Annotated in this window: 13 protein-coding genes; 3 read left to right on the top strand and 10 right to left on the bottom strand. The window is 66.1% G+C overall.

From position 1 onward, the window contains the following. Positions 1-49: 49 nt before the first annotated feature. The 8 genes from VAPA_RS05950 to VAPA_RS05915 are packed head-to-tail and all read right to left on the bottom strand — an operon-like array spanning position 50 to position 7982. On the bottom strand, positions 50-1180 hold the full coding sequence (locus VAPA_RS05950) for a deoxyguanosinetriphosphate triphosphohydrolase (protein WP_021005865.1): 1131 nt from the start codon (positions 1178-1180) through the stop codon (positions 50-52). Positions 1181-1202: 22 nt separating this feature from the next. Then, the gene (gene aroB / locus VAPA_RS05945) at positions 1203-2315 is read right to left on the bottom strand and encodes a 3-dehydroquinate synthase (protein WP_021005864.1); all 1113 of its coding nucleotides are present in this window, start codon (positions 2313-2315) and stop codon (positions 1203-1205) included. Positions 2316-2348: 33 nt separating this feature from the next. Further along, entirely contained in the window at positions 2349-2897 is a 549-nt protein-coding gene (locus VAPA_RS05940) for a shikimate kinase (RefSeq protein ID WP_021005863.1), read from the bottom strand. Positions 2898-2920: 23 nt separating this feature from the next. After that, positions 2921-5059, bottom strand: coding sequence for a type IV pilus secretin PilQ (pilQ, locus tag VAPA_RS05935; RefSeq protein WP_021005862.1), 2139 nt, complete (start codon positions 5057-5059; stop codon positions 2921-2923). Then, positions 5056-5598 carry a pilus assembly protein PilP gene (locus VAPA_RS05930; RefSeq protein WP_021005861.1) on the bottom strand — a complete coding sequence of 181 codons (543 nt, stop codon included), beginning with the start codon at positions 5596-5598 and terminating at the stop codon, positions 5056-5058. Before VAPA_RS05930 ends, pilQ begins: the two co-directional genes overlap by 4 nt. Beyond that, a complete protein-coding gene (locus VAPA_RS05925; RefSeq protein ID WP_021005860.1) occupies positions 5595-6278 on the bottom strand; it encodes a type IV pilus inner membrane component PilO in 684 nt (227 codons plus the stop codon). Before VAPA_RS05925 ends, VAPA_RS05930 begins: the two co-directional genes overlap by 4 nt. A gap of 7 nt (positions 6279-6285) precedes the next feature. Then, positions 6286-6906: a PilN domain-containing protein gene (locus VAPA_RS05920; protein ID WP_021005859.1), complete on the bottom strand. Its 621-nt coding sequence runs from the start codon at positions 6904-6906 to the stop codon at positions 6286-6288. Then, entirely contained in the window at positions 6903-7982 is a 1080-nt protein-coding gene (locus VAPA_RS05915; RefSeq protein WP_021005858.1) for a pilus assembly protein PilM, read from the bottom strand. Before VAPA_RS05915 ends, VAPA_RS05920 begins: the two co-directional genes overlap by 4 nt. A 238-nt stretch (positions 7983-8220) precedes the next feature. On the opposite strand from VAPA_RS05915, the gene VAPA_RS05910 reads away from it, so the two are divergent. Beyond that, entirely contained in the window at positions 8221-10629 is a 2409-nt protein-coding gene (locus tag VAPA_RS05910) for a penicillin-binding protein 1A (RefSeq protein ID WP_051255306.1), read from the top strand. 18 nt (positions 10630-10647) lie between these two features. On the opposite strand, the gene cyaY is transcribed toward VAPA_RS05910, so the two are convergent. After that, entirely contained in the window at positions 10648-10980 is a 333-nt protein-coding gene (gene cyaY, locus VAPA_RS05905; RefSeq protein ID WP_021005856.1) for an iron donor protein CyaY, read from the bottom strand. A 36-nt stretch (positions 10981-11016) separates the two neighbouring features. Between cyaY and lptM the strand changes: the two genes are divergently transcribed. Continuing rightward, positions 11017-11262 (top strand): LPS translocon maturation chaperone LptM, encoded by a 246-nt coding sequence (gene lptM, locus VAPA_RS33790; RefSeq protein ID WP_413470480.1) that lies wholly within the window; start codon positions 11017-11019, stop codon positions 11260-11262. Next, positions 11259-12548 carry a diaminopimelate decarboxylase gene (gene lysA / locus VAPA_RS05900; protein WP_021005855.1) on the top strand — a complete coding sequence of 430 codons (1290 nt, stop codon included), beginning with the start codon at positions 11259-11261 and terminating at the stop codon, positions 12546-12548. Before lptM ends, lysA begins: the two co-directional genes overlap by 4 nt. A gap of 10 nt (positions 12549-12558) precedes the next feature. On the opposite strand, the gene VAPA_RS05895 is transcribed toward lysA, so the two are convergent. Beyond that, complete coding sequence (locus VAPA_RS05895) at positions 12559-13227, bottom strand: protein-methionine-sulfoxide reductase heme-binding subunit MsrQ (protein ID WP_021005854.1); 669 nt, start codon at positions 13225-13227, stop codon at positions 12559-12561. Between the last annotated feature and the right edge of the window lie 4 nt (positions 13228-13231).

Raw genomic sequence — 13231 nt, 5'->3', positions numbered from 1 at the left:
CCCTGACGGGCTACGGTGCGAGCTTGCTTGGGGCGGCCCGGCGCGGCGCTCATGCAATCCCCCGCCGGCCGGTCAGCCGTTCATGCTCGCGCATCGCGAAACGGTCGGTCATGCCGGCGATGTAGTCGGCCACGGCGCGGTGCCGGTCGCGGCGGTCTGCATAGGAAACAGGCATCTCGGCGGCGCGTTCCAGGTAGGCTTCGAACAGTTCCCGCACCACCTGCTGCGCCTGGTCGGTGGTCTGCGTCACCTGCGGATGGCGATACAGGTTGCGGAACAGAAAGGCCTTGAGCTCGCCGGATTGCGCCTGCATGGTTTCGCTGAACGCAACGAGGGGCGGCGCGTTGCGCACGCCGTCGGCATCGGCCGGCTTCACCGTTTCGAGGGCCGCGCGGGTGGCGTCGATCACATCGTAGACCTGGGCGCTCAGCATGCGCCGGATGGTCTCGTAGAGCACGCGCCGCCCTTCCAGCTGGGGGTATTCGGCCAGCGCTTCGCGGCGGTGGCGCTCGAACAGCTCCACCTCGCCGAGCTGCTCGACGTTGATGAGCCCGGAGCGCACGCCGTCGTCGATGTCGTGCGCGTTGTAGGCAATCGCGTCGGCCAGGTTGCAGAGCTGTGCTTCGAGGCCCGGCTGCGTGCGGTCGAGGAAGCGGCGGGCCACGCCGTTGGGCTCGCCGGCCTCCAGGCGTTCTGCATTGGCGCGCGAGCAGTGCTTGAGGATGCCCTCGCGGGTCTCGAAACTGAGATTCAGCCCGTCGTACTGCGGATAGCGATGCTCCAGGGCGTCGACCACGCGCAGGCTTTGCAGGTTGTGCTCGAAGCCGCCGTGGCCCTCCATGCAGGCGTTGAGCGCGTCCTGCCCCGCATGGCCGAACGGCGTGTGGCCGAGGTCGTGCGCGAGGGCGATCGCCTCCACCAGGTCTTCGTTGATGTGCAGGGCCCGCGCGATGGAGCGCCCCAGCTGCGCGACTTCGAGCGAATGCGTGAGCCGGGTGCGGAACAGGTCGCCTTCGTGGTTCAGGAAAACCTGCGTCTTGTAGACCAGCCGCCGAAACGCGGTGGAATGCACGATGCGGTCGCGGTCGCGCTGGAAGGCGTCGCGCGTGGGCGCCGGCGGCTCGGCATGGCGCCTCCCGCGCGAGCGCGCGGGGTGGCAGGCATAGGCCGCGAGGCTCATGGGTGCACCCCTGGCGCAGCGCTCATTCCGCCTGGCAGCACTGCGCGAGCACTTCGCGCACCAACGCGTCGGGCGCGCTGCTCACGGTGGCGGAGCCCGGCTTGTCGATCACCACGAAGCGGATCTCGCCGGCCTCGGACTTCTTGTCGACCCGCATCAGTTCGAGATAGCGCTCCGCTCCCAATGCCGGGCCGGTGGTCGGCAGGCCGGCGCGTTCGATCAGCCGCGTGAGCCGTTCGACGAACGCCGCATCGACGCCGCCGAGCCGCTGCGACAGATGCGCCGCCATGACCATGCCGCAGCCGACCGCTTCACCATGCAGCCACTCGCCGTAGCCCAGGCCCGACTCGATCGCATGGCCGAAGGTGTGGCCGAAATTGAGGATGGCGCGCAGGCCGGTCTCGCGCTCGTCCTGGCCGACGACCAGCGCCTTGATCTCGCAGCTGCGCTTGACCGCGTAGGCCAGCGCGGCGGGTTCTCGTGCCACGAGGGCATCGACGTTCGCCTCGATCCAGTCGAAGAACGCCATGTCGTGGATGGGGCCGTACTTGATGACCTCGGCCAGGCCCGCGCTCAGCTCGCGCGGCGGCAGCGTCTGCAGCGTTCCCAGGTCGCACACCACGAGCTGCGGCTGGTAGAACGCGCCGATCATGTTCTTGCCGAGCGGGTGGTTGATGGCGGTCTTGCCGCCCACCGACGAATCGACCTGCGCCAGCAGCGTGGTCGGCACCTGCACAAAGGGCACGCCGCGCATGTAGCTGGCGGCGGCAAAGCCGGTCATGTCGCCCACCACGCCGCCCCCGAGGGCGAACAGCACGGTCTTGCGGTCGCTGCCGTGGCCGAGCAAGGCATCGAAGATCAGGTTCAGGGTCTGCAGGTTCTTGTGCACCTCGCCGTCGGGCAGCTCGAGCAGGTGCACGGTGCGGAAGCGGCCGGCCAGGGCGGCGCGCAGGGCCTTGGCGTAGAGCGGCGCCACGGTGGTGTTGCTGACGATCAGCGCGCTGGCGGCCGCGGACACCGCGGCGAAGCTCAGGGGATCGTCCAGCAGGCCGGCGCCGATCAGGATCGGGTAGCTGCGCTCGCCGAGCTGGATGTCGACGCGTTCTGGCGGTACGGAAGGTGCGGGCAATGGCATGGCAGCGAGTTTAGGCGCTGCGAGCCGGCGGGTTCAGTCGGAGGGCTCTTCCGGCTGGGCGCCCGGAGCCACGATTCCGGCGAGTTCCAGCTGCATCACGATGATGTCCACCAGCATGGCGATCGAGGGACGCCCGGTGTCCACCACCTCGTGGGCCGTCTCGCGGTAGAGCGGATCGCGCGCATCGTGCAGTTCGCGCAGCCGGCCCAGCGGGTCGGCCACCTGCAACAGGGGCCGCTTGACATCGTGGCGCAGGCGCCGGAACAGGTCTTCGGGCGAGGAGCGCAGGTAGATCACGTGGAAGTGGTCCCGCAGCTGCTTGCGGTTGGCTTCCCGCAGGACGGCGCCGCCCCCCGTGGCCAGCACGCCGTGGGGCTGGGCGGCAAGGTCGGCGATGACGGCCTGCTCGAGGTCCCGGAAGGCGACTTCGCCCTCCCGTTCGAAATAATCGCGGATCGAGCAGCCGATGCGCTGCTCGATCACGTGATCGGTATCGACGAAGGGAAGGTCCAGGCGCGCGCCCAAGCGCCGGCCCACTGCGGACTTGCCGGCGCCGGGCAACCCGACGAGTGCGACCGCCACGCGGTGGCTGCTACGCCCGCGCGTCAGCGCGCGGCGTTGCGGTCGGTAATCATCTTCGGAGTGATAAAGACGAGCATTTCGGTCTTGTTGGCAACGCGTTCGCGCTTGCGGAACAGTGCACCCAGGTAGGGCACTTCACCCAGCACCGGCACGCGCGATTCGTCATTGGTTTCGGTGAGTTCGAAGATACCACCGATGACGACCGTGCCGCCGTTCTCGACCAGCACCTCGGTCTGAACGTGCTTGGTGTTGATGGCCGGGCCCGCCGAGGTGTTGACGCCGCGGGCATCCTTGCTCACGTCGAGCGTGAGGATGATGTTGCCTTCGGGGGTGATCTGCGGCGTGACCTCGAGCTTGAGCACCGCCTTGCGGAACGAAATGGAGGTGGCGCCGCTGGACGTGGCCTGCTGGTAGGGAATTTCCTCGCCCTGCTCGATCAGCGCCTTCGTCTGGTCGGCGGTGATGACGCGGGGGCTGGACACCAGCTTGCCCTTGCCGTCGGCCTCGAGTGCGGAGATTTCGAGGTTCAGCATGCGCGAGAAGCTCGAGTTGAACAGCGAGATCGCGAAGGTGCCTGCCGCATTGCCCGTGCCGCCGGCGTCGCCTGCGGGCAGGTTGATGAAGTTGGAGTTGGTCCAGGTGGTGGTCGGGCCGGTGGTGCCGGTGCCCGTGACAGGCATCACGCCCACGGTGCCGAACGCCCGGTTGCCGGACGACGAGGCAATGCGCTCGCCGGCAATGCCGCCGCCCAGCCGCACGCCGAGCGACTTGCCGAAGGTGTCGGACGCTTCCACGATGCGGGCTTCGATCAGCACCTGGCGAACCGGGATGTCGAGCTTCTGGATCAGGTCGGCCACCTGCGCCAGGCGCGAGGGAATGTCCGACACGAACAGCTGGTTGGTGCGCGACTCCGCGATCACGCTGCCGCGCGGGCTCAGGATGCGCGTGGTGGTGCCGGAGCCGCCACCACCGCCGGCCGAGGCGCCAGTGCCCGTCAAGCCTTGCGCGATGGCGATCGCCTTGGTGTAGTTGAGCTGGAACGACTGGGTGCGCACCGGCTCCAGGTTCTCGATCGCGGCCTTGGCCTCGAATTCGAGCTTTTCCTTGGCGTTGATTTCATCCTTGGGCGCAATCCACAGCACGCTGCCGTTCTTGCGCATGCCCAGGTTCTTCGCCTGCATGATGATGTCGAGGGCCTGGTCCCACGGCACGTCCTTCAGCCGCAGCGTCAGTGCCCCGGTGACCGAGTCGGAGGTCACGATGTTGAAGTTCGTGAAGTCGGCAATCACCTGCAGCAGCGAGCGGATCTCGATGTTCTGGAAGTTCAGCGAGAGCTTCTCGCCGTTGTAGCCCACGCCCTGCGTCAGCTTGGCCGGGTCCACCTTGCGGGCGCGAAGCTCCACCACGAACTGGTTTTCGCTCTGATAGGCGCTGTGCTCCCAGTCGCCCTTGGCCTCGATCGTCATGCGCACGCGGTCGCCCGACTGTTGCGAGGTGATCAGCTGGACCGGCGTGTTGAAGTCGGCCACGTCGAGGCGGCGGCGCAGCCCCTCGGGCAGGGTCGACTTGGTGAACTCGACCACGAGGTTCTTGCCCTGCTGGCGGACATCGACGCCCACCTGGTTGTTCGGCAGGTCGACGATCACGCGGCCCGTGTTGTCCGCGCCCAGGCGGAAGTCGACGTCGCGCAGCGGCAGGGTGTCGCGGTTGCGGTTCTCGGCAAAGACCGTGGGCGTGGACGACGCCAGCGCCGTGCCGGCCACGGGCTCGAGGATCACCAGCAGCGATTTGCCCTGGATCTCGGTCTTGTACGCCGTTGCCTGCTTGAGGTTCAGCACCACCCGGCTGCGCTCGCCGGCCTGGACCACATTGACGGAACGCAGGTTGCCCTGGTTCACTTCAATGGCCGAGCGCCCGATGGCATTGGTCACGCCCGGAAAATCGAGCGCGATGCGCGCCGGCGTCTGCACGGCAAAGCCGGTCGGCAAGGCCGCGAGCGGCTGGGTGAGGTCGATGCGGATCACCTCCGCGCCGGACTGCGTCGAACTGGTCACCGCCTCGATGGCGTTTTGCGCATGGGCCATAGCGAAAGCGCCAAGTGCCAGCAGACCCAGCCCTGCAGCTCGCAGCCGCTGTGCCATCGTTGATTTTTTCTGATTCATTTCGCACTCTCTTGCAGCTGCAATGTCGCCACGCGTTCGATCCATTCACCGGCGGCGTCCTGCACGATTTCACGCAAGGCGACTTCGGTTTCGTTGATACGGGTAATGCGCCCGTAGTTGAGCCCCAGGTACTCGCCGACCCGCACCTTGTAGAGCAGCTTGTCGACACGAACCAGCGCCACCGGCTGGCCGTTGCGGTTCATGCTGCCCACCATGGCCATCGAGTCGAGCGGGAAGGCCTCGAGCGCTTCCTTGCGGCGCGCCAACTCGGGCGCGATCAACTCCGACGTGCTGGGCTGGTTCGACTCGCGGCGCAGCGCCTGCGTCAGCTTCAGCAGGTTGAACGGCTCGAACGCCGCGCCCTCGGTATAGGCCTGGGGCGTGAATTTCTTGGGTTCCGTGATCGGCGGCACCGTGGGCTTCACCTGGGCGCGCTGCTCGACCATCCAGCGGCGCAGGTCTTCCTGCTCCGAATCGGCGCAGGCGCTCAGGCCCAGGGCGGCCACGACCAGCCACAGGAGATTGGTGGTCGTCCTCATTTCTTCGCCTTCGGCGCCGCGGCGCGTTTCTGGGCCGCCCGCTCTTCGTCATCGAGATAGCGGTAGGTGCGTGCCGTGGCATCCATCGTCAGGGTGCCGTCCTTGTCTTTTTGCTGCGGAGTGATCGTGAGGTTGTTCAGCGTCACGATGCGCGAAAGGCTCGCGACGTCGGCGGCGAAGGAACCGATGTCGTGGTAGCGGCCGGTCACGCGCACGGCGATCGGCAGTTCCGCGTAATAGTCCTTGACCGAAACCTGTCCCGGGCGGAACAGCTCGAACTGCAGGCTGCGCCCGAGCCCGGCCTGGTTGATGTCGGACAGCAATGCGTCCATTTCGGCCTTGCTGGGCAGCTGCTTCTCGAGCAGCGTCACGTATTGCTGCACCTGCTCGCGCTGCTTCTTCAGCAGATCGAGATTGGCGGCCAGCGCCACCTTCTTCTGGTAGTCGGCGCGGAGCGTGACCTCCTTGGCGCGCTCGCTCTCGAGCTCGTCGTTCGAGTTGGTCAGCCACAGGAACCACAGGCCGGCGAGCACCAGGGCGGTCACCGCCAGGCACAGGGCGTAGCGGGGCACCGCCGGCCATGCGGACGGATCGTTCGGGTTCAGGTTGCGGAACTGGTCGCCGAAGCTGCGCAGCGCTGCGCCGACGTCCATTTTTTGAGAGGGGCGATTGCTTGCCATGATCCGTCTACCCCTTGACTGGCGCCGCTGCAGCCAGAGCCTTGTCGGCTGCGGCCTTCTGCGCGTCGGTCGGCCGCTTGAGGCCGATGCGCATCGTGAAGTTCGCCACGCGGCGCTGGTCGCGCTGACTCAGGCTCACCGTCGCGGAAGTGATTTCGACCAGTTCGGGCTTGACCAGCCACGGGCTGTTGTTCCCCAGGTTGCGCAGCAGTTCCGAGACGCGCTCGTTCGACTGCGCCATGCCCTGCAGCGTGACGGTCTGGTTGTCCTGCTTCATGCTGGTCAGGTAGACGCCGTCGGGCAGCTGGCGAACCAGTTCGTTGAGCAGGTGCACCGGCAGGTTGCGGTCGCCCTGGAGGTCTTCGACCGCCTGCTGGCGCGCGCGCAGCGCGGCAATTTCTTCCTGCAGGGTCGAGATTTCCTTGATTTCGACTTCGAGCTTGGTGATCTCGGCCTTGAGGAAATTGTTCTTGGCCTGCTGGGCCGAGATTTGGGCTTCGAACCAGAGATAGCCTAGACCGGCGATCAAGACGCCAAGCACCGCGGCTGCGCCCAGGGTGCCGTAGAACGCTTCGCGACGCCGCTTGCGTGCGGCTTCGCGATGCGGAAGCAGATTGATGAGGATCACTGCACGAACCTCCGCATGGCCAGGCCGCAAGAAGTCAGGTAGGAAGGCGCCTCGCGCCGAACCTTCTTCTCGCGGATGTTCGGACCCAGTTCCATGCCGTCGAACGGGTTCACGAGCGAACAGGCAAACGAGGTCTGCCGCGTCACGGCGCTGGTCAGGCCCGGCAGCGAGGCCGAACCGCCCGCCAACAGCACGTAGTCCACGCGGTTGTGGGGCGTGCTGGTGAAGAAGAACTGCAGCGCGCGGGCAATTTCCTGCGCGATGCTTTCCACGAAGGGCTTCAGGACGCCCGAGCCGTAGTCGTCGGGCAGATCGCCGCTGCGCTTCTTGGCTTCGGCCTCTTCGGCCGAGAAACCATATTGGCGCACGATCAGCTGGGTCAGCTGAGCGCCGCCGAAGGCCTGGTCGCGGTCGTACAGCACTTCCTGGTTGCGCAGCACCTGCATGCTGGTGGTGAAGGCACCCACTTCGAAAAGCGCCACGACGGCGTCGAGGCCCTTGCCCGGCAATTGCTCGATCAGGCGGGCGGTCGCGAGGCGGGAGGCATAGGACTCGACGTCGAGGATCATCGCCTTCAGCCCGGCCGCCTCGGCCAGCCCTTCGCGGTCCTGGACCTTTTCCTTGCGGGACGCGGCAATCAGCACCTCGACGTCGCCGGCAGAGGCGGTGCTCTGTCCGGTGACGCAGAAATCGAGGCTGACTTCGTCGAGCGAAAACGGGATGTACTGGTTGGCTTCGGACTCGACCTGGATTTCGAGTTCCTGCTCGCTCATGCCGCCGGGAAGAATGATCTTCTTGGTAATGACCGCCGAGGGAGGCAGAGCCAGCGCGACGTTGCGGGTACGGGTACCGCTCTTGCGCACGACGCGGCGGACGGCTTCGGCCACTTCGTCGAACTTCTCGACGTTGCCGTCGGTGATCCAGCCCCGTTCCAGGGGTTCGATCGCGCAGCGCTCGAGAACCAGCTTGCCACTGGCTTCACGGCCGAGCTCGACCAGCTTCACGCTGGAAGAGCTGACATCCAGTCCGAGCATGGGGGCGTTCTGACGGCGAAACAATGATCCGAAAGCAGCCAAGTTAGGTCCCTTTACCCCTGCATTTGTAACCAATGGAAAAATTTGCGTTCGGTTGCATGCTAGCAGCAGGCGTAGCGGCGACCAAGCAACCCAGGCCGGCAAACCGGGGGACCGTTGTCAAAAGCTGACGCCGAAGCCACATTTAGTAACTTTTGGTTTAGCCCGCAACGATGCACCCGAGTTCCGCCCGTGGCAAGGGGGTGGCTTTTTATAATGTGCGGTGACTCTCCGGGCCCACATGCAAGAAACTTCACGCCCCAAAGGGCCAGCCAAGACCCCTCCCCCCGCACGCCCAGCCTGGCTGAAATGGCTGCTGCGCTTCATGGTCTGGGGATTGGGCATCGCCGCAGCCGGTGTTCTGGCGTTGCTGTGCGTGATCGCCGTCGCCCTGGCCGTTGCCTACCCCAACCTTCCCGACATCTCCGAGTTGTCCGACTATCGGCCGAAACTGCCGCTGAGGGTCTTCTCTGCAGAAGGCATCCTGATTGGCGAATTCGGCGAAGAGCGACGCAATCTAACCCCGATCGCGGCAATCCCAAAGCTCGTGAAGGAGGCGGTGTTGGCTGCCGAAGACACCCGCTTCTACGACCACGGCGGCGTCGACTACAAGGGCATGGTGCGCGCCGGCCTGGCCAACATGAACCGCGTGAAGAGCCAGGGCGCGTCGACCATCACGATGCAGGTGGCGCGCAACGTCTACCTGAGCTCCGAGAAAACGCTGACCCGCAAGATCTACGAGGTGCTGCTCACCTTCAAGCTGGAGCACCTGCTCACCAAGGACCAGATCTTCGAGATCTACCTGAACCAGATCTACCTCGGCAACCGCGCATACGGCTTCGCGGCTGCCTCGGAAGCGTATTTCGGCAAGCCGCTGCAGGAACTCTCCATCGCGCAGGCGGCCATGCTGGCGGGCCTGCCGAAGGCGCCGGGCGCGAACAACCCGGTCAACAATCCGCAGCGCGCGCGCGGCCGCCAGTTCTATGTGATCGACCGCATGCAGGACGCAGGCTTCATCACCGCCGAGCAGGCCGCCGAAGCCAAGAAAGAGGAGCTGCACCTGCGCGACGCGGCCGACCCGAACCGGCTGCATGCCGAATACGTGGCCGAAACCGTGCGCCAGTTGATGTACGCGCAGTATGGCGACAGCACCTACACGCGCGGGCTCAAGGTGTACACCTCGCTGGTGGCCGCCGACCAGGCTGCGGCATACAAGGCCCTGCGCAAGGGCATCATGGATTACGAGCGGCGCCAGATCTATCGCGGCCCCGAGAAGTTCGTCGATCTGCCGAACGACCCGAAGGAGCTCGACGACGCAGTGGACGACGCCCTGACCGACCATCCCGACAACGGTGACGTGATGGCGGCCGTGGTGCTCAAGGCCAACGCCAAGGAAATCTCGGCCGTGCGCGGCAATGGCGACCCGGTGCAGATCACGGGCGAAGGCCTCAAGCCCGCGCAGTCCGGCCTTTCCGACAAGGCGCCGCCCAACATCAAGATCCGCCGCGGCGCCGTGATCCGGGTGGTGAAGACGCCCAAGAACACCTGGGAAATCACCCAGTTGCCCGAAGTGGAGGGCGCCTTCGTCGCCATGGACCCGCGCGACGGCGCCATCAAGGCGCTGGTGGGCGGGTTCGACTTCGGCAAGAACAAGTTCAACCACGTCACGCAGGCCTGGCGCCAGCCGGGTTCGAGCTTCAAGCCGTTCATCTATTCGGCCGCGCTCGAAAAGGGCTTCACGCCGGCCACGGTCATCAACGACGGTCCCCTCTTCTTCGATGCCGGCACCACCGGCGGCCAGCCCTGGGAGCCCAAGAACTACGGCGGAGGCTACGACGGCCCGATGTCGATGCGCACCGCGCTGATGAAGTCGAAGAACCTGGTCTCGATCCGCATCCTCCAATCGATCGGCACGCGCTACGCCCAGGAATGGATCACCAATTTCGGCTTCGACAAGGACAAGCACCCGGCCTACCTGCCGATGGCGCTGGGTGCCGGCGCGGTCACGCCGATGCAGATGGCCACCGCCTATTCGGTGTTCGCCAACGGCGGCTACAAGGTCAATCCTTATCTGGTGACCCGCATCACCGACCACAAGGACAAGGTGCTGGTCGATAAGCAGCCGCCGCTGCTCAACGAAACGATCCGCGCCATTCCCCAGCGCAACGCGTTCATCATGGACACCCTGCTGCAATCGGTGGCGCGCGCCGGCACCGCGGCCAAGGCCCAGGCGATGCTCAAGCGGCCCGACCTCTACGGCAAGACCGGCACCACCAACGACTCGCTCGACGCCTGGTTCGCCGGCTTCCAGCCCACGATGACGGCCATCTCCTGGATCGGCTACGACACGCCGCGCAACCTGGGCGACCGCGAAACCGGCGGCGGCCTGAGCCTGCCGATCTGGATCAACTACATGGAGACGGCGATCAAGGGCGTGCCCGTGACCGATCTGTCCGCCACGCCGCCGTCCGGCGTCGTGAATGTGGGCGGCGAGTGGTACTACGACGACTACGCGCCAGGCCGCGGTGTCTCCAGCCTTGGCGTGGACACTCCTTCATCGCCACCGGCCGAGTCCCTGAGCGGCGTTCCGGTGAGCCCGCCCCCGCCCCCCGAGGAGCGCAATCGCATCCTCGACCTTTTCAGGAACTGAAGAAGACCTGACGATGGTTCAGGCGGCCGCAAACTCCAGCGGCTGCCCGGCCTGAAGGCTCGCCTCACGAGAAAGATTTCCGAAGAATTCCTCGCCCGTCTTGGTGTCGACCCAGGCCTTGCCGTCGTGCCGGTAGTGGTAGCCGCCGGAGCGCGCGGCAAGCCAGATCTCCTGCAGGGGCTTTTGCAGATTCACGATCAGCTGGCTGCCGTTCTTGAATGAAATCGTGATCATGCCGCCCACGCGCTGGTTGTCGATGTCGGCGTCGGTCGCGTCGTTGATGCGATCGCAGCCTTGCTCGATGGCGGCGAGTGCGGCTTCGGCGCAGTCCATGTATTCGGAGTCGGTCATTACAATTTCGTTATGTTGAATGTTCGTCAAATTCTAGTGAGCGCCCCCGCCCGCGCTGCGCTCATGGTCAGTCTTGCCGCGGCGGCGGCCGGTTTGTCTGCTTGCGGCCAGCGCGGACCGCTGTTCCTGCCGACCGATCCGGCAGCGGCCCAGCGTGCCACCTTGCCGCAGCTGCTGACGCCCGGCGGTCCACGCGCCGCTTCGGACGCAGAAGCCGCGCCCAAGCCCGCCGCGGCCGGCAGCGCCCCGGCTCCGGCCACCAGCACCGGAACCCCAAAGTGACGAACGCCTCCCCCCTTCCCGGCCATCCCCACATCGCGCATCGCGACGGCGCCCTCCACGTCGAAGGCCTTGGCCTGGAGGCGCTGGCGCGCGAGCATGGCACCCCGCTGTTCGTCTATTCGAAGCAGTGGATGCTGGACGCGCTGGCCGCCTACCAGCGCGGCTTCGAGGGCCGCAGCGCCCTGATCTGCTATGCGATGAAGGCGAATTCGTCGCTCGGCGTGCTGCGCGTATTCGCCGAAGCCGGATGCGGCTTCGACATCGTCTCGGGCGGTGAACTGGCACGCGTGCTGGCGGTAGGCGCCGATCCTGCCAAGATCATCTTCTCGGGCGTGGGCAAGACCCGCGCCGAAATGCGGCAGGCGCTCGCGGCGGGCATCGCCTGCTTCAACGTCGAGAGCGAAGCCGAGCTCGACGTGCTCAACGAAGTGGCACTGGCCGAGGGGCGCCGCGCCCCCATCAGCATCCGCATCAATCCGAACGTCGATCCGAAGACGCATCCCTACATCTCCACCGGCCTCAAGGGCAACAAGTTCGGCATTGCCCATGACCGCGCTGTCGAGGCCTATCGCCATGCCGCAAAGCTGCCGGGGCTCGAAGTGGTCGGCATCGACTGCCACATCGGCTCGCAGATCACCGAAGCCTCGCCCTACCTGGACGCCTGCGACCGGGTGCTCGACCTGGTCGAGGCCATCGAGGCGGCCGGCGTGCCCATTCACCACCTGGACTTCGGCGGCGGCCTGGGCATCGACTACAACGGCGAAGTGCCCCCCAAGGCCGATGCGCTGTGGCAGCAACTGCTCGCGCGGCTCGACGCGCGCGGCTTCGGACAGCGCAAGCTCGTCATCGAGCCCGGCCGTTCGCTGGTGGGCAATGCGGGCGTGTGCGTGACCGAGGTGCTCTACACCAAGCCGGGGGAAGACAAGAATTTCTGCATCGTCGACGCGGCCATGAATGACCTGCCGCGGCCTGCGATGTACCAGGCGTTCCAGAAGATCGTGCCGCTGCGAATCCGCGCCGGCGACGCGCCGACCTACGACGTGGTCGGCCCGGTCTGCGAAAGCGGCGACTGGATCGGCCGCGACCGCGCGCTCAACGTGGTGGCTGGCGACCTGCTGGCGGTGCTGTCGGCCGGTGCGTACTGCATGAGCATGGCCAGCAACTACAACACGCGCGGCCGTGCTGCCGAAGTGCTGGTGAGCGGCCGGAGCGCCACGCTGATCCGCCGCCGCGAGACGATGGAAGACCAGCTGCGCAGCGAGCAGATCGAAGGCCGATCCGCGTGATCTGCGCCGGTCAGCCGGTGCTGCTGCGCAGCGACTTCTCGCTGCTGCTGCCGCCGCGCATGCCCGCGGACAGCTTCGGCTTGCGCTTGCTCGCGTAGTTCCACACGCGCCATCCGAGCAGCAGCGCGATGATCGCGGCATAGACGAACACCTCGGCGAAGTTGTTCTTGCCCGCGCGCATCCAGAAGAAATGCAGCAGGCCAAGGCCGGCAATGAAATAGACCAGCTTGTGCAGCATCTGCCAGCGCTTCGCCCCCATGGCCTTGATGGCGCGGTTGAACGAGGTGGCAGCCAGCGGCGTCAGCAGCAAGAAGGCCGAGAACCCCACCAGGATGAACGGCCGCTTGGCAATGTCCTTGGCGATGTCGGCCCACTCGAAGCCCATGTCGAACCAGCTGTAGCACAGCAGGTGCAGCACCACGTAGAAATACGCGAACAGCCCCAGCATGCGGCGAAAGCGCGCGAGCGCGTTGGCCTTGGCCATCACGCGCAGCGGCGTCACCGCCAGCACGATGCAGATGAAGCGCAGGGTCCAGTCGCCGGTGGCGCGAATCAGGAACTCGGCCGGATTCGCGCCCAGCCCGTCGGTGAACGCGCCGTAGGTGAGCCGCGCGAACGGCAGCAGGCACAGCAGGAAGATGACCGGCTTGGCCGCCGGATGCATGAGCAGCTTGTTCATGGGA

The sequence above is a fragment of the Variovorax paradoxus B4 genome (assembly GCF_000463015.1).
Classification (GTDB): Bacteria; Pseudomonadota; Gammaproteobacteria; order Burkholderiales; family Burkholderiaceae_C; genus Variovorax; species Variovorax paradoxus_E.
Note: the sequence above shows the minus strand (reverse complement) of the source record. Positions and strands in the feature narration are given on the sequence as shown.

What these genes read in the sequence shown, in the direction of transcription:
- VAPA_RS05925 (WP_021005860.1), bottom strand. Translation starts at nt 6,278, where the DNA reads ATGGCAAGCAATCGCCCCTCTCAAAAAATGGACGTCGGCGCAGCGCTG.
- VAPA_RS05910 (WP_051255306.1), top strand. Translation starts at nt 8,221, where the DNA reads ATGCAAGAAACTTCACGCCCCAAAGGGCCAGCCAAGACCCCTCCCCCC.
- cyaY (WP_021005856.1), bottom strand. Translation starts at nt 10,980, where the DNA reads ATGACCGACTCCGAATACATGGACTGCGCCGAAGCCGCACTCGCCGCC.
- pilQ (WP_021005862.1), bottom strand. Translation starts at nt 5,059, where the DNA reads ATGAATCAGAAAAAATCAACGATGGCACAGCGGCTGCGAGCTGCAGGG.
- VAPA_RS05930 (WP_021005861.1), bottom strand. Translation starts at nt 5,598, where the DNA reads ATGAGGACGACCACCAATCTCCTGTGGCTGGTCGTGGCCGCCCTGGGC.
- VAPA_RS05895 (WP_021005854.1), bottom strand. Translation starts at nt 13,227, where the DNA reads ATGAACAAGCTGCTCATGCATCCGGCGGCCAAGCCGGTCATCTTCCTG.
- aroB (WP_021005864.1), bottom strand. Translation starts at nt 2,315, where the DNA reads ATGCCATTGCCCGCACCTTCCGTACCGCCAGAACGCGTCGACATCCAG.
- VAPA_RS05950 (WP_021005865.1), bottom strand. Translation starts at nt 1,180, where the DNA reads ATGAGCCTCGCGGCCTATGCCTGCCACCCCGCGCGCTCGCGCGGGAGG.